At 68.6% G+C, this 18,532-nt stretch carries 16 protein-coding genes and 1 pseudogene; 4 read left to right on the top strand and 13 right to left on the bottom strand.

Annotated features, from left to right (window positions below; genetic code table 11):
* Positions 1 to 24: 24 nt before the first annotated feature.
* From A5760_RS12210 to A5760_RS12200, 3 genes are read right to left on the bottom strand one after another with little or no spacing between them, the layout of a single operon-like run.
* Positions 25 to 873, bottom strand: coding sequence for an SDR family oxidoreductase (locus A5760_RS12210; protein ID WP_064881021.1), 849 nt, complete (start codon positions 871 to 873; stop codon positions 25 to 27).
* 45 nt (positions 874 to 918) lie between these two features.
* Positions 919 to 1,119, bottom strand: coding sequence for a hypothetical protein (locus A5760_RS12205; RefSeq protein WP_064881019.1), 201 nt, complete (start codon positions 1,117 to 1,119; stop codon positions 919 to 921).
* A gap of 15 nt (positions 1,120 to 1,134) precedes the next feature.
* Positions 1,135 to 2,052: an undecaprenyl-diphosphate phosphatase gene (locus tag A5760_RS12200; RefSeq protein WP_064881017.1), complete on the bottom strand. Its 918-nt coding sequence runs from the start codon at positions 2,050 to 2,052 to the stop codon at positions 1,135 to 1,137.
* Between the two features lie 206 nt (positions 2,053 to 2,258).
* On the opposite strand from A5760_RS12200, the pseudogene A5760_RS12195 reads away from it, so the two are divergent.
* From A5760_RS12195 to A5760_RS12185, 3 genes and pseudogenes are all read left to right on the top strand, one after another.
* Positions 2,259 to 4,666, top strand: a pseudogene (locus A5760_RS12195) (CoA transferase).
* Between the two features lie 19 nt (positions 4,667 to 4,685).
* On the top strand, positions 4,686 to 6,170 hold the full coding sequence (locus A5760_RS12190; protein WP_064881015.1) for an acetyl-CoA acetyltransferase: 1,485 nt from the start codon (positions 4,686 to 4,688) through the stop codon (positions 6,168 to 6,170).
* A 113-nt stretch (positions 6,171 to 6,283) separates the two neighbouring features.
* Positions 6,284 to 8,404, top strand: coding sequence for an NAD-dependent epimerase/dehydratase family protein (locus A5760_RS12185; protein ID WP_064881013.1), 2,121 nt, complete (start codon positions 6,284 to 6,286; stop codon positions 8,402 to 8,404).
* A 3-nt stretch (positions 8,405 to 8,407) separates the two neighbouring features.
* Here A5760_RS12185 and A5760_RS12180 read toward each other — a convergent pair whose 3' ends face one another.
* From A5760_RS12180 to A5760_RS12145, 8 genes are all read right to left on the bottom strand, one after another.
* Entirely contained in the window at positions 8,408 to 9,640 is a 1,233-nt protein-coding gene (locus A5760_RS12180; protein ID WP_064881011.1) for an NAD(P)/FAD-dependent oxidoreductase, read from the bottom strand.
* 47 nt (positions 9,641 to 9,687) lie between these two features.
* Entirely contained in the window at positions 9,688 to 10,413 is a 726-nt protein-coding gene (locus A5760_RS12175) for a DUF72 domain-containing protein (protein ID WP_064881009.1), read from the bottom strand.
* Between the two features lie 7 nt (positions 10,414 to 10,420).
* Positions 10,421 to 11,047 (bottom strand): hypothetical protein, encoded by a 627-nt coding sequence (locus A5760_RS12170; protein ID WP_064881007.1) that lies wholly within the window; start codon positions 11,045 to 11,047, stop codon positions 10,421 to 10,423.
* A 43-nt stretch (positions 11,048 to 11,090) separates the two neighbouring features.
* A complete protein-coding gene (locus tag A5760_RS12165) occupies positions 11,091 to 11,423 on the bottom strand; it encodes a TfoX/Sxy family protein (protein WP_064881005.1) in 333 nt (110 codons plus the stop codon).
* A gap of 40 nt (positions 11,424 to 11,463) precedes the next feature.
* Positions 11,464 to 11,853 carry a nitroreductase family deazaflavin-dependent oxidoreductase gene (locus A5760_RS12160; RefSeq protein WP_064881003.1) on the bottom strand — a complete coding sequence of 130 codons (390 nt, stop codon included), beginning with the start codon at positions 11,851 to 11,853 and terminating at the stop codon, positions 11,464 to 11,466.
* A 66-nt stretch (positions 11,854 to 11,919) separates the two neighbouring features.
* On the bottom strand, positions 11,920 to 12,270 hold the full coding sequence (locus A5760_RS12155) for a hypothetical protein (RefSeq protein WP_064881001.1): 351 nt from the start codon (positions 12,268 to 12,270) through the stop codon (positions 11,920 to 11,922).
* A 221-nt stretch (positions 12,271 to 12,491) separates the two neighbouring features.
* Positions 12,492 to 14,813 carry an endopeptidase La gene (gene lon, locus A5760_RS12150; protein ID WP_196772073.1) on the bottom strand — a complete coding sequence of 774 codons (2,322 nt, stop codon included), beginning with the start codon at positions 14,811 to 14,813 and terminating at the stop codon, positions 12,492 to 12,494.
* A gap of 94 nt (positions 14,814 to 14,907) precedes the next feature.
* Positions 14,908 to 16,149 (bottom strand): alpha-hydroxy acid oxidase, encoded by a 1,242-nt coding sequence (locus tag A5760_RS12145; RefSeq protein ID WP_064880996.1) that lies wholly within the window; start codon positions 16,147 to 16,149, stop codon positions 14,908 to 14,910.
* 18 nt (positions 16,150 to 16,167) lie between these two features.
* Between A5760_RS12145 and A5760_RS12140 the strand changes: the two genes are divergently transcribed.
* Positions 16,168 to 16,605 carry a DUF1810 domain-containing protein gene (locus tag A5760_RS12140; RefSeq protein WP_064880994.1) on the top strand — a complete coding sequence of 146 codons (438 nt, stop codon included), beginning with the start codon at positions 16,168 to 16,170 and terminating at the stop codon, positions 16,603 to 16,605.
* A 20-nt stretch (positions 16,606 to 16,625) separates the two neighbouring features.
* Here the strand turns inward: A5760_RS12140 and A5760_RS12135 are convergent, their stop codons facing one another.
* Entirely contained in the window at positions 16,626 to 17,954 is a 1,329-nt protein-coding gene (locus A5760_RS12135) for an alpha-amylase family protein (protein ID WP_064880992.1), read from the bottom strand.
* A gap of 10 nt (positions 17,955 to 17,964) precedes the next feature.
* Positions 17,965 to 18,501 (bottom strand): alkyl hydroperoxide reductase, encoded by a 537-nt coding sequence (locus A5760_RS12130; RefSeq protein WP_064880990.1) that lies wholly within the window; start codon positions 18,499 to 18,501, stop codon positions 17,965 to 17,967.
* Positions 18,502 to 18,532: the final 31 nt, after the last annotated feature.

Genomic DNA, 18,532 nt, shown 5'->3' with positions numbered 1-18,532 from the left:
TCGGTGAACAATGCTCATGCGCGATTACTCTTCGCCGCGGGCGCGGGCCTCGTACGCCCGGCGCTTGGCGAGGTCGACGTCGTCGGTGAAGACGTGATCACCGCCCAGCATCCGGTTCAGCCCTTCGGCGATTCGGCGCGGCCAGAACTTCTGGGACACCACCATGGCGCCCGCCGCTTTGGTGATCCGCACCCGCGGTTTGGGGTGGGCCACCAGGTTGACGATCGCGTCGGCGATCTCGGCGGGTTCGGCGTTGCGGAACCCCTTCATGCCGGGAGTTCCGGCGACCAGCTCGGTGTTGACGAAGGTCGGCAACACCAGCGAGAACTTCACGCCGGCGTCGTGGTACTCCAGCCGGGCCGAGTCGGTGAATGCGATCACCGCGTGCTTGCTGGCGCAGTAGGTGGCCAGCCCGACGATGTTGAGTTCACCGGCCAGCGAGGCGACGTTGATGACGTGCCCCTTGCCGCGTGGCGCCATCCGCTGGGCCGCCAGCTTGCTGCCGACGATCACGCCGTAGACGTTGATGTCGAGGATCCGCCGGGTGACCGCGTCCGGCTCGTCGACGATCCTGCCGACGGGCATGATGCCGGCGTTGTTGATCAGCACGTCGATCGGGCCGAGCTGGCGCTCGACCTCGTCCAGGAAATCGGAGAACGAGTGCGGATCGGTGACGTCGAGCTTCCCGTAGACGTCGAGGCCCAGGTCGGCACCCGACTCCTTGACCCGCACCTCGTCGACGTCGCCGATGGCGACCTTGGCGCCCAGATTGTGCAGCGCGGTGGCGGTGGCCAGCCCGATGCCCCGGGCGCCTCCGGTGATCGCGACGACCTTGCCGCGGACCTTCAGGCCAATCGATGCCGTGTCTGCCATTCCGGGCCCCTCTAGTTTCTTGACGGGTGTCAACTGAACAACGGGCTAAGCACAGCACTCGAAGTCGCGCCGCGCAACAATGACCCGGGGCAGCGCCAGGGAGTCTTCGATGGTGCGCTGCAGGCTGTAGTGGTCGTGGTGCACGGACGCGACGAAGTGGCGTTGGCACATACCGGAATTCGGTGAGGGGATGACGATCATGGGGACGTGGTTGCCGTCGTTGCCGATGGTCAGCGGGCGACCCACCCTCAGCCCGACGGTTCAGGTCAGGGCGAACCAGACCAGGCTGGCGCCGCCGGCCAGGGCGCAGTAGATCGCGAACGGCGTCAGCGTGCGGGTCTCGAAATACCGTGTCAGGAAACGCACCGCGAGATAGGCACAGACGAATGAGGCGACGCTGCCGGCCAGCACCTGGCCGCCGATTCCGGCGCCGAGCGGCCCGAAGAGTTCCGGGATCTTGTACACGCCCGCGGCCAGGATGATCGGGGTCGCAAGCAAAAAGGAGAACCGGGCGGCGTCTTCGTGCGACAAGCCCCGCCACAGTCCGGCCACGATGGTGATTCCCGAGCGGCTGATGCCGGGCAGCAGCGCGAGGATTTGCGCCGCACCGATCACCACGCCGCGGGGCAGGGGAAGCTGGGCGAGCCTGTGGTCGGAGGCCTCGTCGCCGTGTTCGGGCTCCCCGCCGGCCGTCATGGCCTCGTCCGGTGCGGGCGCGATGCGCCGGCGCAGCACCTCGCCCACATACAGGGCGATGCCGTTGAGCAACAGGAAGGCCGCCGCGGGGACGGGCTTGCCGAGTGTGGTGCGGAACAGCTGTTCCAGCAAGAGTCCGGCAAGGCCCACCGGGATGGTGCCCGCCACGATCAGCCAGGCGAGCCGTTCGTCGGGCGTCTGGATGCGCCGATGGCGCAGCGAGGTGAAGAACCCCGACAGGATGCGCACCCAGTCGCGCCAGAAGAACACCAGCAGGGCGGCGGCGGTGGCCACATGCAGGCCCACGATGAACGCGAGGTACGGCGATTTGGGGGCGGACACGCTGAGGTCCTGGGCCCATCGCCCGCCGACCAGCGCCGGCACCAGCACCGCATGCCCCAGGCTGGAGACCGGGAACAGCTCGGTGACGCCTTGGAACGCGCCGACCACGACGGCCTCCACGTAGCTCAGGTGCGCGGTCATAGTGGTGCCTCCATGAGACGACGGACACGGTCGGGCGGATCGGCCTGTGACGATAGCCGACGCCGGCCTTCGACTGAACCTTGCGCCGGAGCCGACGGCGCGCCGCGAATCAGCTTGTCCACCCGGCACTTTGGCCACCGCGGTGCCCACTCGGCGGCGCGAACGCCCGCCGCGCAGCGGCCTGACCAGGCAGGTACGGTGTCCAGATGGCCGACGGATTGCTCGATGCCGTGCGCGTCCTCGACTTGTCGAGCGGCGTCGCGGACGCGGTCACCCGGCTGTTCGCCGACCTGGGCGCCGACGTCCTCAAGGTGGAACCGCCGGGCGGTTCCCTGGGACGCGATGCGCTGCCCACGCTGCGCGGAGCCAGCATTCCGTTCGCGGTGCACAACGCGAACAAGCGCACCGCGGTGCTCGACCCGTTCGACGACGAGGACTGCGACCGCTTCCTGGACCTGGCCGCCGAGGCCGACATCGTCGTGGACACCGGGGCGGACGAACGCGGAGCCATGTTCGGGACCTCGGGCGAGGAGTTGGCGGCCCGCTATCCGCACCTGGTGGTGCTGTCGATCACCGACTTCGGTGCGACGGGTTCGCGGTCGTCGTGGCGTGCCACCGATCCCGTGCTGTATGCGATGTGTGGCGCGTTGTCGCGATCCGGCCCCACCACCGGCACCCCCGTGCTGCCGCCGGACGGTATCGCGTCGGCGACCGCCGCGGTTCAGGCGGCGTGGGCCGCGCTCGCGGCGTACTACAACCGATTACGCTGCGGCACAGGTGATTACATCGACTTCTCCTGGTTCGACGCGGTCGTCATGGCCCTCGATCCCGCCTTCGGCGCGCACGGGCAGGCCGCCGCCGGCATCCGTCGCAGCGGGCGGTGGCGGGGCCGGCCGAAGAACCAGGATGCCTACCCGATCTACCCGTGCCAGGACGGGTACGTCCGGCTGTGCGTGATGGCGCCTCGGCAGTGGCACGGCCTGCGGCGCTGGCTGGGGGAGCCCGACGAGTTCCAGGATCCGAAATACGACGCGATCGGTGCGCGGTTCGCGGCCTGGCCGCAGATCAGCGAGCTGATCCGGGAGCTGTTCGCCGGGCAGACCATGAAGGATCTGGTGGCCGCCGGCCAGGCGAACGGGGTGCCGATCGCCGCGGTGCTGACGCCGGCACGGATCCTGGGGTCCGAACACTTTCAGGCGGTGGGCGCCATCACCGACGCCGAACTCGTCCCCGGCGTGCGCATCAGCGTGCCGACCGGATATTTCGTCGTCGACGGCCGGCGCGCGGGTTTTCACACGCCGGTGCCGGCCGCGGGCCACGACGAACCGTATTGGCGGGGCAATCCGTCGGTGGTGCCGTCGCCCTCGGGCCGGCTCGGCGACTATCCCTTTGCCGGGCTGCGGATCCTCGATCTGGGCATCATCGTCGCCGGTGGTGAGCTGAGCCGGTTGTTCGGCGACCTGGGCGCCGATGTCATCAAGGTCGAAAGCGTCGATTACCCGGACGGACTGCGGCAGGCCCGGGTCGGCGATGCGATGAGCGAGTCGTTCGCCTGGACGCACCGCAACAACCGGGGATTGGGACTGGATCTGCGCAGCGCCGAGGGCAAGAAGATCTTCGGCCGCCTGGTGGCCGAGGCCGACGCGGTGTTCGCCAACTTCAAGCCGGGAACCCTTACGGCACTGGGCTTTTCCTATGATCAGTTGCGCGCCGTCAACCCGCGGATCGTGCTGGCCGAAAGCAGCGCGTTCGGCGACACGGGGCCGTGGAGCGCCCGATTGGGCTACGGCCCGCTGGTCCGCGCCACCACCGGGGTCACCCGGCTCTGGACGTCCGACGGCGCACAGGGCGAAGCCGACACGGGCAGGCACGGGTTTTACGACGCGACGACGGTCTTCCCCGACCACGTGGCGGGGCGGGTCACGGCGATCGGGGCGCTGGCCGCGCTGATTCACCGCAACCGTTCCGGCCGGGGAGCCCACGTGCACGTCTCGCAGGCCGAAGTCGTGGTCAATCAGCTCGACACGCTGTACGTCACCCAGGCCGCGCTGGCCGCTGGCGTTGCGCAGATCCGTGAGAACACCGGCCTGCATGCGGTGTATCCCTGCGCGGGCGACGACGAATGGTGCGTCATCTCGATCCGTTCTGACGACGAATGGCGCCGCGCCGCTTGGGTTTTCGACCATGCCGGGTGGGCCGACGATCCCCGCTTCGCCACGGGCGAGGCGCGGCTGAACCATCGCGGCGAGCTGGTGGAGCTGGTTTCCGGCTGGACCCGCACGCGTACGCCGCTGCGGGCGGCCGAGCTGCTGCAGTCGGCCGGGGTGCCGGCCGGGCCGATGAACCGGCCGCCGGACGTACTCGAGGACCCACAGCTGATCGCGCGAAACGTGTACAGCGCCATGACGCATCCGCTGATCGAAAGTCCGTTGCCGGCCGAGACGGGCCCGGCGCCGTACCGCCACATCCCGGCGGCCCGGCAGGCCCCGGCGCCGCTGCCCGGCCAGGACACCGTCGAGATCTGCCGAAGTGTGCTGGGAATGAACCCCGCGGACATCCAGCGGCTGATCGCGACGGCGTCCTGTCCGTCCCGGCCGACGACGCGGATCCATAGCCACGCTAAATTCGTCCCCATGAGCGTCGACCCCAGGACCCCGGTGTTGGTCGGCTTCGGCCAGGTCAACCATCGCGACGAGATCGACCCGGAAACCCGCTCGGTCGAGCCGATGGACCTGATGGTGGCCGCCGTCCGGCAGGCCGCCGATGCCGCGGTGATCGAGGCCGTCGATTCGATCCGCATCGTGAACATCCTGTCGGCCCAGTACCGCGACCCGGGCCTGTTGCTCGGCCAGCGGATCGGCGCGTCCGACTTCAGCACGCTGTACAGCCCCGTCGGCGGCAACGTGCCGCAGTCGCTGGTCAACCAGGCGTGCCTGGATATCCAGCGCGGCCACGCCAAGGTGGTGCTGCTTGCGAGCGCCGAAACCTGGCGCACCAGGCGGGGTCTGCGGGCCAAGGGCGGCAAGCTGGTGTGGACCGAGCAGGACCACTCGGTCCCGATGGCCGAGATCAGCGGTGACGACGTCGCGATGGCCGGTGAGGCCGAGATCAGGATCTCCCTCGACCGGCCGGCCTACGTCTACCCGATGTTCGAGGAGGCGCTTCGGATCGCGAACGGCGAGTCGATCGACGATCACCTCAAGCGCATAGGGGCGCTGTGGGCACGGTTCAACGCCGTGGCGGTGGACAACCCGAACGCCTGGATCCGCAAACCGTCGAGCGCTGACGACATCAGCCAGGCGGGCCCGCAGAACCGGATGATCAGTTGGCCTTACACCAAGCTGATGAACTCGAACAACATGGTCGACCAGGGCGCGGCGCTGGTCCTGACGTCGGTCGGGGAGGCGACCCGGCTCAACATCCCGGCCGAGCGCTGGGTGTACCCGCACGCGGGCACCGACGCCCACGACACCGCGTCCATCGCCGAGCGCCACGAGCTGCACCGGTCGACGGCGATCCGGATCGCCGGTGCGCGGGCGCTGGAGCTGGCCGGCCTCGGCATCGACGACATCGATTACGTCGACCTGTACTCCTGCTTTCCCTCCGCGGTTCAGGTGGCGGCGGCCGAGCTCGGGTTGAGCACCGACGATCCCGCCCGACCGCTGACGGTCACCGGTGGGTTGACGTTCGCGGGCGGGCCGTGGAGCAACTACGTGATGCATTCGATTGCCACCATGGCGGAGTTGCTGGTTGCCAATCCGGGCCGCCGCGGCCTGATCACCGCCAACGGCGGCTACCTGACCAAACACAGCTTCGGGGTCTACAGCACCGAGCCGCCTGCCGAATTCCGTTGGGAAGACACGCAACCGGCCGTCGATCGGGAGCCGACGACGGACGCGGTGGTGGAGTGGGAAGGCGTCGGCACCGTCGAGGCCTGGACGACGCCGTTCGACCGCGACGGCCAGCCCGAGAAGGCCTTTCTGGCCGTGCGTACGCCCGACGGGTCACGCGCGCTGGCCGTGGTCACCGATAACGCCGCGGCGCAGGCAACGGTGCGAGAAGATATCGGTGGCGCCAAGGTTGCCGTCGCCGCGGATGGCAGCGCGACGCTGCGGTAGCCCCGGCGTACGGCATCACGGCAGGTCACCGAACCGTTATCGGACTAACGGTCGCGTAGCCAGTGCCTACTTGCCTATTGTTGAATGCTGAGGGTTGGGGGAGGTGAGCCCAGGTGCACATCCTGGTTACCGACGCCACCGGCGCACTCGGACGGCTGGTCGCTGGGCAGCTCATCGCTGCCGGGCACACGGTCACCGGCATTGCTGAGCTTCCCCATCCGTGCCTGGACCGCAATGTCGAGTTTGTTTGCGCGTCACTGCGCGACCGGGTCCTGCGGGAACTCACCGGCGAGGCCGATGCGGTGATCCACCTGGCCCCCGTCGACCCGGCCGTTCCCGGCAGCGCGGACATGGACGGTCTCGCGCGGGTGACCGATGCGGCCGCCCGCGCGGGCTCCCGGCTGCTGTTCGTCTCGCAGGCCGCCGGCCGTCCCGAGCTGTACCGGCCGGCCGAGGACCTGGTGTCCTCGAGCTGGGGCCCCACCGTGGTCGTCCGGATCGCGCCACCGATCGGTCGACAGCTCGACTGGATGGTGTGCCGTACCGTGGCCACCCTGGTGCGCGCGAAGGTCTCGGCCCAGCCCATTCGGGTGCTTCATCTCGACGACCTGATGCGCTTTCTGGTGCTGGCGCTCAACACCGACCGCACCGGTGTGGTGGACCTCGCCAGCCCGGACACCGTCAATCTGATCACCGCATGGCGGGTGTTGCGAGCCACCGACCCGCGGTCCCGGATGCATCGGGTGCGCAGCTGGTCACAGCTGATTCCGGCCATGGATACCTCTGCGGCACAAGAGGATTGGGCGTTCGAGTTCGGCTGGCACGCGCTCGACGCGGTTGCCGACACCGCGCGCGGACTGGTCGGCCGCCGACTCGATACCGCCGGCGCGATCAACCACGGTGGGCGGCTCGCGCTCCCGGTCGAAGTGCTGGCACACGCCCGGCGGCCGGCCGACGATGCGCACAGCGCGGCGCCGGAAGGCATCGAGGGTGAATTCGACGACCAGATCGATCCGCGCTTCCCGGTCTTCAGCAGCTCCGCCCTCAATCAGGCGCTGCCCGGACCGCTCACGCCGATAACGCTCGACGTCCAGCTCAGCGGGCTGCGCGCCGCGAGCCGCGTGGTAGGTCAGGCGCTCGCGCTCGGCGACGCGGTCGACGAGGAGTGGGGCAGCAGGGCTATCGCGGTGTTCGGCCACCGTCCCTACGTCGGGGTATCCGTCAACATGGTCGCCGCCTCCCAGCTGCCCGGTTGGGACCAGGAAGCCGTCGCCCGCGACGCCCTGGTCGGCCGGCCCCACGTCGGGGATCCGCTGCCGTTCGGTGAGCCGGCGTTGGCGAGCGGAGCGCTCGGCTCGGTCGCCAAGGCGGTGGCCGCGGGACGGTCGGTGGCCCTGCTGCGCCACCTGCGGGCCGACACCCGCGCCTACGCGGCCGCGGCGACCTCGGAGCACCTCGATGCCGGCCAACTCGCGCTGCTGCCGGAGGCGGCACTGGAAGTTCGGCTCCGGCTGCTGCGCGACCGCATCCACCAAGGCTGGATCCTCAACGCGCTCTGGCTGATCGACGCCGGGGTCAGCGCCGCGACGCCGGTACGTAGCCAGGCGCACCGCAGCGTGCCCGGGGTGGGCATGATCACCGACAGCGGCCTGGTCGCCGCGGAGATCGCCGGGTTGGCGGCCGCGCTGCGGGCCGACCCGCCGTTGTCTGCACTGGCCCAGGAGGGCAACCTCGCGAGCATTCGCGCGTTGTCGCCGATGACCGCGGCCGTCGTGGATGCCGCCGCCGCACGGATCGGGCACCGCGGCCCGGGCGAGGCCGAGCTGGCCAGCACGACGTTCGCCGACGACCCGACGATGTTGCTCATCGCCGCCGCGGCCGCCGCCGCAGTGCCCGCACCGTCGCCGACGCCGGACGAACATCGCGCCACCGGCTCCCGCGGCACCCGGGAGCTGGCCCACGACACCACGATGCGGTTCACGCACGAACTCCGAAGGACGCTGCGCGCCTTGGGTTCCCTGCGAGTCGACGCCGATCTGATCGACGACGTCGACGACATGTACTACCTGACCTGCAACGAATTGGTCACCCTGCCCAGCGATGCGCGGCTGCGGATCAAGCGCCGCCGCACCGAGCGGGAACGGTTGCAGGTGCAATGCCCACCCGACGTCATCGACGGGACGTGGGCCCCGGTGCCGCGCGGCGCCGACCGCCCCGAGCGCACCGCCGGTTGACGCTCAGCCGAGCAGGTCGGCCAGCGACGACTGCGGATTGCGCAATTTGTCGACGTCGACCGGGGCCTGGGCCCGGATCAGAGCTTTGACGTCGTCGAGCACATCCCAGACATTGACGTTCATTCCGGCCAGCACCCGGTCGTCGCCGTCGAGCCAGAACGCGACGAACTCGTCGCCGGCGACGTCGCCGCGGAACACCACCCGCTCGAAGTCGGGGGCGTGCCCGGCGTATTCCATGCCGAGGTCGTATTGGTCGGTGAAGAAATACGGCAGCTCCGCGTATTCGCCTGGCGTGCCCAGCATTCCGGCCACAGCGACCGCGGGCTGCTTGAGCGCGTTGGCCCAGTGCTCGGTGCGGATCCGGGTGCCGAACAGCGGGTGTTGGGCAGCGGCGATGTCGCCGACGGCATAGATGTCGGGGTCGCTGGTGCGCAGCGAGGCATCGACGAGTACGCCGCCGTCGCCCATGGACAGCCCGGCGTGTTCGGCGAGTTCGGTGTTCGGCCTGGCGCCCACGGCCACCAGCACGGCGTCGGCCGCGATCGTCGCCCCGTCGCCGGTCCGCAATCCGGTCGCCGCTCCGTCTGCCAGGGTGATCTCGTCGACCTGAGTCTCGAGCCGCAGATCCACACCGTGGTCGCGATGCAGGGTGGCGAACACTTCGCCGACGGTTTCGCCCAGCGCGGCCAGCAGCGGTTGCCTGGCCGCCTCGACCACGGTGACGTCGACACCGCGCTGGCGCGCACCGGCGGCCACTTCCAGCCCGATCCAACCGGCGCCCACGACGGCCAGCGACGCCCCGTCGGTCAGAACGGAATTCAATGCCACCGCGTCTTCATAGGTGCGCAGGTAATGCACGCCGTCGGCGTCCGAGCCCGGTATCGGCGGACGCCGCGACGCCGAGCCGGTCGCCAGCAGCAGCTTGTCGTAACCCACGGTGGTGCCGTCGGCAAGACCCACGGTGTGGCCGGCGGCGTCCAGCTCCGACACCCGGGTGCTAAGCCGCAAGTCGACGTTGTTGTCCCGGTACCAGTCGGAGTTCTGCACGGTGAAATCGGTCAACGACTTCTTGCCGGCCAGATACTCCTTCGACAGCGGGGGCCGCTCATAGGGCAAATGCTCCTCGTCCGCGAACACCACGATGTGACCATCGAAGTTGTTGTCGCGCAATGCTTCTACGGCTTTAGCCGCCGCGAGTCCACCGCCGACGATCACGAAGCTGGTCGAGCTGGCCATGGTGGGCGCTCCGTTCTTTCGAAGGATTCCAGCCTACTCGCGAGCTCTCAACCCAAAAGGTCGCGCAACGCCAGCGCGTTGCGGACCGCATGCCCGCCCAGGTCATTGTTGAAATACATCCACACGTCCCTGCCGTCGCCGTCCCACTGGGCGATGCGATCGGCCCAGCGCCGGAGGTCGTCGTCGGAATAGGAGCCGGCATAGTTGGCGTCCGGATCCGGGCCGTGCATCCGGATGTACACCAGGTCGGTCGTCGCGCGGGGGATGCAGTCCAGCCCGAGGCCGCTCATCACCACATAGGCGGCGCGTCGGCGTTCCAGTAACTCGAACACGGCGGGGTCATTCCACGACGGGTGACGCAATTCGACGGCGACGCGGATCGATTCGGGCACAAGGGCCAGGAACGAATCCAGGCGCGCGTCGTCGCGCTGCTGTTCGGGGTGCAACTGCACGAGCAGCACCCCGTGCCGATCACCCAGCAGATCCCAACAACGCTCGAACCGCTCGATCCACGGCTCGGGTGAGGCCAGCCGGCGGTAGTGCGTCAAGCCGCGGTGCGCCTTGACCGACATGGTGAAGCCCTCCGGGAGCTGCTGGCGCCAGCCGGTGAACGTCGAATCCTGGGGCCACCGGTAGAAACTCGCGTTCAGCTCGACGGTATCGAACACCTCGATGTAGCGCGCGAGCCGGCGTCCCGAGGGCGTTCCGGTCGGGTACAGCACATTCACCCAGTGGTTGTACGACCACCCCGAGGTACCGATGCGTATGGTCACGGGTCGCTCAGCCGGTCACCCGCTGACGCACATCGTCGTCCAGCGACGCCCTGACCAATGCGGCGGCCAGGCGCGCATTTTCCTGCGGTGCAAGCGATCCCAGTTTCTTCGGCTCGGCGGGCAAGCCGAGTTGCTTGGCGGTGCCGGTGGTGCGGTCGTCGAAGTACGGCCGCACCCACGTCCACACGTCCTGAACTTCACGCAGGAAGATGTCGGCACCCGTGTCACCGATTCCCTTGAATTGCTTGAGCATTCGTTTGGCTGCGGCCGGGTCGTGGTGGCTGCGCTCGGCCAGCCGGCGCAGATCACCGGAGTAGTCGTCACGAACGCGGTCGGCCATGTCGGCGAGCCGGGTCGCCGAGCTTTCGTCGTAACGCACGTAGTGCGCGCGTCCGAACGCGTCGATCATCGTCTGTCGGTCCGCCTGCTGCACGGCTTTCGGTGTCCGCAGACCCGCTTTGAACAGTTCGCGTGCGGCGGCCATGGCGATGCCCGCATCTATCGGCTTGCTGGCCAGCATGCACAGGACCAGGAGCTGAAACAGCGGCATCGGCTTGTCACTCATCGTGATACGCGCCTGCGCGGCATAGGTCGTGCCGGCAACGTCGAGCAGTCGTCGCACCCGCTTGTCCATACGCACCCGCGTACCCGCGGCCTGCGCGAGCAAACGGGGCCTGCTATTTGGGCGGCAGGCTGCGCGCGTAACCGACTCCGCGGGTGACCCAACTGTCAAGCTGGCGTTTGGTTTGCACACCGGCGGACTCGACGTGCAACCAGCCACGTGCTTCCCGCCCGGCCATCACCATCGGGCTGACGTGCGCACGCCCGACGAGCTTGTCGGTGTCCTCGCGTGGCACCCGCACCAGCAACCCGCCCTGCCCGCTGACGGCCACCGACATGTTGCCGTTGATCAGAAACGCCAGACCGCCGAACATGCGCTTTTCCTCGACGCCCGATTCGGTGCCGAGTAGTTCGCGGATCCGGTTGGCCAGGTCTTCGTCGTAGGCCATGTGGCGACCCTAATCCTGCGGGCCGACACGCGTAACCGCGTCAGTCCAGATCGACGCGGATTGTCAGCAGGTCGCTGCCCATCATCCGCACCACCGCGCTGTTCAGTCGCGGCAGTTTGCCCAGCCGCTGCACGGCGTCATCGTCGGGCAGCAGGTGCGCGGTGCCGTTGCGCCACCGGCCGCCGACCCGCACGCGGACGGCGGGATCGGCTTTGATGTTGCGGACGTAGTCCGAGTGCTCGCCGTGCTCGGAGACCATCCAGAACTGGTTGTCCACGACGCGCCCGCCCACCGCGGTGCGCCGCGGCTGTCCGCTCTTGCGGCCGGTGGTTTCCAGCATGGTCATGGGCAACTGACGACCAACCGGGTTGACCACCAGCCGCTGAACGCGATGGACGACTTGCCGTTTCAGATTCGCGAAGTCACTCATACGTTGCGATTCTGCCGCAACGAGAACGGCCGCCGCATGAACGGCGGCCGTCTCGTTGTGCGGTTTTTACGTCGCGTAGGCGACGAATTGGCCACCGGGCAGGAAAACGCCCCACTGGTTTACGTCCGGATTGAATACCACCGGGTAATCGCCCGGTTGGCCCGGCGGCATCCAGCGTGCCGGATACCCGTAACCCACGGGGTCGTTGAAGTGGCCCGGCGGCGGGAATCCGCGCTGCCCAGGCGGAAGCGGGGTGCCCGGACCGTTGCAGTTCGCGCCCGGTCCACCGACGCAACCCGGCACCGGCGGATTCGGCCCGTGCGGGTCGGCCTGCGCAAATCCCGCGCCGACTCCGAGCGCACCGGACGTCAGAGCAGCCGCGATCGCGGCGCTGGCAGCAATTCTATTCAACCTCATGGTGAACTCCTTACCCAGCCGCTTTACCCGCCATCGGCGGATTTACGGCGTGATTTGTTGTTCGTCACCCGCGTCCTTGCTGACGTCGGGTTAGAGGTCATCCCCCCTCGGCCGGTCTTCCCTCTGCGCCAACAAATACCCGGCCCCGGGGGAGGCCGAAACCTCTCGGCCTTCCCCGGGGGTCGGGTCAGTAACGGCTGAACATCCGTTCAGCGGTGTTGTCAGGCGGCCACCGTGGCGGCCTGTGCCGCCGGGTCCAGTGCCTGCGCCACGATCTCGGCGACGTCGGTCATGGGCCGCACGTCCAGCGCCGCGAGCACCTCGCCCGGAACATCGTCCAGGTCCGGCTCGTTGCGCGCCGGGATGAAAACCGTTGACAGCCCGGCACGTTGGGCCGCCAGCAGCTTCTGCTTGACGCCGCCGATCGGCAACACCCGGCCGTTCAGCGTGACCTCACCGGTCATCCCGACGTCGGAGCGAACCTGACGTCCGGTCGCCATCGACACCAGCGCGGTCACCATCGTGACACCGGCCGACGGGCCATCCTTGGGCACCGCACCCGCGGGCACGTGCACGTGGATGCGCCGGTCCAGCGCCTTGGGGTCGACGCCCAGCAGGTGAGCGTGTGAGCGCACATAGGACAGGGCGATCTGCGCCGACTCCTTCATCACGTCGCCCAACTGACCGGTCAGCTGCAGACCCGGCTCACCGTCGGTGGACCCCGCCTCGATGTAGAGCACGTCACCGCCCAGGCCCGTCACGGCCAGGCCGGTGGCCACGCCCGGCACCGCCGTGCGCTCGGCCGATTCCGGCATGAACCGCGGACGGCCCAGGTAGTCAACGAGATCCGGCTCGTCGATGGACAGCGGCGCCGGGTCGGTGGCCAGCTTGGTGGTCGCCTTGCGCAGCGCCTTGGCCAGTAGCCGTTCGAACTGCCGCACCCCCGGCTCGCGGGTGTAGTCGGCGGCGATCTTGCGCAGCGCCTCATCGGTCACCGCCACCTCGTCCTCGGTCAGCGCCGCGCGGTCCCGCTGCCGGGGCAGCAGGTAGTCGCGCGCGATGGCGACCTTGTCGTCCTCGGTGTAGCCGTCGATAGCCACCAGCTCCATGCGGTCCAGCAACGCCGACGGGATGTTCTCGATCACGTTGGCGGTGGCCAGGAACACCACGTCGGACAGGTCCAGGTCCAGATCCAGGTAGTGGTCGCGGAAGGTGTGGTTCTGCGCCGGGTCCAGCACCTCGAGCAGCGCCGCACTCGGGTCGCCGCGGTAGTCGGAGCCGACCTTGTCGATTTCGTCCAGCAGCACAACGGGATTCATCGATCCCGCCTCGCCGATCGCACGCACGATGCGACCCGGCAGCGCGCCGACGTAGGTGCGCCGGTGCCCGCGGATCTCGGCCTCGTCGCGCACACCGCCCAGGGCGACGCGGACGAACTTGCGGCCCAGCGCGCGGGCCACGCTCTCGCCCAGCGACGTCTTGCCGACCCCGGGAGGGCCGGCCAGCGCCATGACGGCGCCCGAGCCGCGGCCGCCGACCACCTGCAGCCCGCGCTGCGCACGGCGCGCCCGGACGGCCAGGTATTCGACGATGCGGTCCTTGACGTCGTCCAGCCCGTGGTGGTCGGCGTCCAGGATCGCGCGTGCGGCCTTCAGATCCGTCGAGTCCTCGGTCTTGACGTTCCAGGGCAGGTCGAGCACGGTGTCCAGCCAGGTGCGGATCCAGCCGCTTTCCGGGCTCTGGTCGCTGGAGCGTTCCAGCTTGCCGACCTCACGCAGCGCGGCCTCGCGCACCTTCTCGGGCAGCTCTGCGGCCTCCACGCGGGCGCGGTAGTCGTCCGAGCCGTCGGGTTCGCCCTCGCCCAGCTCCTTGCGGATGGCGGCCAGCTGTTGGCGCAGCAGGAACTCCTTCTGCGTCTTCTCCATGCCCTCGCGGACGTCCTCGGCGATCTTGTCACTCACCTCGACTTCGGCGAGGTGCTCGCTGGTCCAATCGATCAGCACGCGCAGCCGCTCGGCGACCTCGACGGTCTCCAGCAGTTGCCGCTTCTGGGCGTTGGTCAGGTAGGAGGCGTACCCGGAGGTGTCCGCCAGCGCCGACGGATCGGTCAGCCTGTTGACGTAATCGATGATCTCCCAGGCCTCGCGGCGTTGCAGCATGGCCAGCAACAGCTTCTTATACTCCGCCGTCAGCGCCTTGATTTCGTCGGTCGTCTCGGCCTCGGGGACCTCGGTCACCTCGACCCACAGCGCCGCACCGGGTCCGGACGCGCCCGCGCCGATCTGGGCCCTGCGCTCGCCGCGCACCACCGCGGCGGTGCCGCCGCCGGCGATGCGTCCGACCTGCAGGATCTTGGCGATCACGCCGTGCGAGGGATAGCGGTCCTCAAGCCGGGGGGCGATCAGCAGCTGTCCCGATTCGCTCGCCTGAGCGGCGTCGATCGCCGCGCGGGCGGCGTCGTCCAGCGCGATCGGCACCACCATTCCGGGCAACACGATGGTGTCAGTGACAAACAGCACCGGCACCGACTTGGCTTCAGCCATCAAATCCTCCAAAAGTTGAGCCTGATGCGCTTAACCCGGCGGCGCGGCGGTTTGTTCCCGAACAGATCGGGCCGTCACGACTGTGCGACCGGCCTCACACCGGTGGAAGGGGGCCCAGCCGCTGCAGCTGTGTGACGTGCTGGGGCGTCAGCTCTTCCAGGCACGTGACGCCCAGCAATGCCATGGTCCGCAGAATCCCGCTCGCAAGGATGTCGATCGCGCGGCTCACCCCCGCCTCGCCGCCGGCCATCAGGCCGTACAGGTAGGCGCGCCCGACCAGCGTGCAGCGGGCCCCCAGCGCGATCGCGGCCACGATGTCGGCGCCGGACATGATGCCCGTGTCGATCAGGATCTCGGTGTCTTTGCCGAGTTCGCGCGCGACGGTGGGCAGCAGGTGAAAGGGGACCGGGGCCCGGTCCAGTTGGCGCCCACCATGATTCGACAGCACGATGCCATCGACGCCGCGGTCGACGGCGGCGCGCGCATCCTCGAGTGTCTGAATCCCTTTCACGACGAGCTTGCCGGGCCACTGCGCCTGGATCCAATCCAGGTCGTCGAAGGTGAGGCTGGGATCGAACATCGTGCTGAGGTATTCGGCGACCGTGCCCGGCCAGCGATCCAGCGAGGCGAACGCCAGCGGCTCGGTGGTCAGCAGATCGAACCACCATTTCGGGTGCGGCACGGCGTCAAGCACGGTGCGCAGCGTCAGCGTCGGCGGGATCGTCATGCCGTTGCGGTTATCGCGCAGCCGGGCACCGGAGACGGGCACGTCGACGGTGGCCAGCAGCGTGTCGAAGCCCGCGGCGGCGGCGCGCTTCACCAGCGCCATCGAGCGCTCGCGATCGCGCCACATGTAGAGCTGGAACCACTTTCGGCCCTGGGGGACGGCGGTGACCAGATCTTCGATCGCGCAGGTGCCCAACGTGGACAGGGAAAACGGGATCCCCGCCCGGGCCGCCGCTTGCGCGCCGGCGACCTCGCCCTCGGTGTGCATCAATCGGGTGAACCCGGTGGGCGCGATCGCGAAGGGCGACACGACCGGTTCGCCCAGCACGTTCCAGCCGGCGGTGACTCGGGAGACGTCGCGCAGGATTGTCGGATGAAATTCGATGTCGCGGAACGCTTGTCGCGCACGCTGGAGGGACAGCTCGTCCTCGGCGGCGCCGTCGGCGTAGTCGAACGCCGCTCTGGGGGTACGGCGTTTGGCGATGGCCCGCAGGTCCTCGATGGTGTAGGCGGCGTCGAGGCGGCGCCTGGTCGCGTTGAAGCGGGGCCGCTTGAATTGCAGCAGGGGCGCCAGGTCACGCACTTTGGGCACTCGTCGTTGGACTGCCATGTGTGCAACCGTAGTCATATGGAATCGGCAGGCGACCCCTTCGATCTCAAACGTTTTGTGGACGCGCAGCAGCCGGTGTACGGCGACGTCGTCGACGAGCTGCGGGCCGGCCGAAAACGCAGTCACTGGATGTGGTTCGTCTTCCCACAACTGCGTGGGCTGGGCGGCAGCGCCATGGCGGCCCGGTTCGGCATCGCCTCACTCGAGGAAGCCGGCGCATACCTGCGCCATGAGCTGTTGGGGCCACGGTTGCGCGAGTGCTCCCGGCTGGTCACCGCGGTACAGGGGCGCTCGATCGGCCAGATTTTCGGCTCACCGGACGACCTCAAACTGTGCTCGTCCATGACGCTGTTCGCCCGCGCCACCGACGACAACCAGGACTTTCTCGCAGTGCTGGACAAGTATTACGACAGCCGCCAGGACCGGCTGACCCTAGAGCGCCTGTCCGCGCCATAGACGGCGCCTTGAACCGGGCCCTAGGCCGGGCTCAGGATCCGCCAGCCCCTGGCCTCGACGACGACGGTGTCGACGACGTCGGGCGGCGGTGCCGCCGATCCGCCGATCACCTGTGCGCGGGCCGTGCCCAGCTTCGGCAGCGACACGCGCAGCGGCTCGTCGTCGATGTTGAGCACAACCAGCAGCGCATCGTCGCCGTTGCGGGTTTCGTATACGTAGTGCCGGTTTTCCAGCAGCCGTGCGGTGGTGCACGCCGCGTGCAGCCAGGGGTAGCGGCGGCGCAAGCCGACCAGATACTGGTGCAACCGCCAGGTGTCGACGCCGAAGCCATCCAGTTGCAGTGGGGGAGAACCGAACTCGGGTCGTACCGCGTCGTCGCCGCCATACCGTTCTTCCTTGACACCACGGAAACCGAGCTCGTCGCCGGCGTACACGCTGGGCACCCCACCGATGGTCAGCAGCAGCACCAGCGCGTGGGCCACGTGCTCGGGGGTGTCCAGCTGGCTGACGATGCGGGTGACGTCGTGGTTGCCGATGAACGTCAGCGGGGAGAAGTCGGTCAGAAAGTCGTTGTGGCGCTGCAGCGCCCAATCGAGTTCGAAGAAGTTGCCGTCGTTGAGGCTGCTCCAGATCGCCTTCCACAGCTCGTATTGCGTGGCCGAATCGAAGGTGGCGGCCCGCACGACCGCGGCGTAGTCGCCGTGGATGAGTTCGCCGACGAACCAGGCATCCGGGTAGCGCTCGCGCACCCTCGGCAGCGTCGAGGCCCAGAAGTGTTGGGGCACGGCGTAAGCCGCATCGAGTCGCCATCCGTCGGCGCCGCGCCCCAACCAGTGCGCCATCACGTCGACGGTGTAGTCGGCGACTTCGGGGTTGTCGTGGTTGAGGGTGATCAGCCCGGAGTGACCTTCGAAGGTGTGGAAGCGGCCGGGGCGCCCGCGAAACCAGCGTGCGGCCGCGTCGTCGTCGGCCGCCGCGCGATAGCGCGCGAAATCCTCACCGACGTGATTGAACACGCCGTCGAGAAGCACGCGCAGGCCGCGGCGATGGGCCTCGGCTACCAGGTGGTCGAAGTCGGCGTCATCACCCAGCCGGGGATCGACGCGATAGTGGTCGGTGGTGTCGTAACCGTGTGTGCGCGAGGCGAAGATGGGCCCGAGCGCGATGCCGGATGCGCCGAGCTCGATGGCGTGGTCCAACCAGTCGACGAGCCGCCGCAACCGGTGTTCCTCCGGTTGCGGCGGCTCGTTTGACTGCGGCGCGGGAAACGCTCCCACGAACCCCAGGGGATAGACCTGCCACCAGATCGCGTGCTGAACCCACGCGGGTCCGGTCACGGCACTGGTCACGGCGGCGCGATCAGCCGACGGTTGCCAGCGTCTGGGAGGCGATGATCGCTTGCGCCACGCCGGAAACGATCGCCGCGGCCTTCAACGCCTCCTGGATGGTTTCCCGGCTGACACCCGCTTCGCGCAGCGTGTGCTCGTGGGCGGCCACGCAGTCCGGGCATCCGTTGATCGACGACACTGCGAACGACCACAGTTCGAAGTTGACCTTCTCCACGCCGGGATTGGCGATGATGTTCATCCGCAATCCCGCGCGCAGGTCGTCGTACTTGCCGTCCAGGAAGCCGCGGCCACGGTAGAACACGTTGTTCATGCCCATGATCGAGGCGGCTCCCAGCGCCGCGTTGTATGCCTCGGCGGACAGGATGTCGGCCGCCTCGGCCCCAATCTCGGTGAGCACCTGCGTGTTCCGCGTCGCTGCGGCGCTGGCCAGCAGCGTGCCCCACAGCTGCTCCTCGTTGAGCTCGGTGGTGCGGGTGATCGAGCCCAGGTTGAGCTTGAGGTCCTTGGCGTACTCCGGTAGCGCTTCTTTGAGGTTTTCTACGCTCATCTCGCCTCCTAATCCGACCTTATGCGATCAG

The sequence above is a fragment of the Mycobacterium colombiense genome (genome assembly GCF_001665835.1).
In the GTDB taxonomy this organism is placed as follows: domain Bacteria; phylum Actinomycetota; class Actinomycetes; order Mycobacteriales; family Mycobacteriaceae; genus Mycobacterium; species Mycobacterium colombiense_A.
The sequence above is the reverse complement of the archived record's forward strand: the minus strand, read 5'-3'. Positions and strand labels throughout refer to the sequence as shown.

What these genes read in the sequence shown, in the direction of transcription:
- A5760_RS12210 (WP_064881021.1), bottom strand. Translation starts at nt 873, where the DNA reads ATGGCAGACACGGCATCGATTGGCCTGAAGGTCCGCGGCAAGGTCGTC.
- A5760_RS12200 (WP_064881017.1), bottom strand. Translation starts at nt 2,052, where the DNA reads ATGACCGCGCACCTGAGCTACGTGGAGGCCGTCGTGGTCGGCGCGTTC.
- A5760_RS12190 (WP_064881015.1), top strand. Translation starts at nt 4,686, where the DNA reads ATGAGCGTCGACCCCAGGACCCCGGTGTTGGTCGGCTTCGGCCAGGTC.
- A5760_RS12180 (WP_064881011.1), bottom strand. Translation starts at nt 9,640, where the DNA reads ATGGCCAGCTCGACCAGCTTCGTGATCGTCGGCGGTGGACTCGCGGCG.
- A5760_RS12170 (WP_064881007.1), bottom strand. Translation starts at nt 11,047, where the DNA reads ATGGACAAGCGGGTGCGACGACTGCTCGACGTTGCCGGCACGACCTAT.
- A5760_RS12165 (WP_064881005.1), bottom strand. Translation starts at nt 11,423, where the DNA reads ATGGCCTACGACGAAGACCTGGCCAACCGGATCCGCGAACTACTCGGC.
- A5760_RS12160 (WP_064881003.1), bottom strand. Translation starts at nt 11,853, where the DNA reads ATGAGTGACTTCGCGAATCTGAAACGGCAAGTCGTCCATCGCGTTCAG.
- A5760_RS12155 (WP_064881001.1), bottom strand. Translation starts at nt 12,270, where the DNA reads ATGAGGTTGAATAGAATTGCTGCCAGCGCCGCGATCGCGGCTGCTCTG.
- lon (WP_196772073.1), bottom strand. Translation starts at nt 14,813, where the DNA reads ATGGCTGAAGCCAAGTCGGTGCCGGTGCTGTTTGTCACTGACACCATC.
- A5760_RS12145 (WP_064880996.1), bottom strand. Translation starts at nt 16,149, where the DNA reads ATGGCAGTCCAACGACGAGTGCCCAAAGTGCGTGACCTGGCGCCCCTG.
- A5760_RS12140 (WP_064880994.1), top strand. Translation starts at nt 16,168, where the DNA reads ATGGAATCGGCAGGCGACCCCTTCGATCTCAAACGTTTTGTGGACGCG.
- A5760_RS12130 (WP_064880990.1), bottom strand. Translation starts at nt 18,501, where the DNA reads ATGAGCGTAGAAAACCTCAAAGAAGCGCTACCGGAGTACGCCAAGGAC.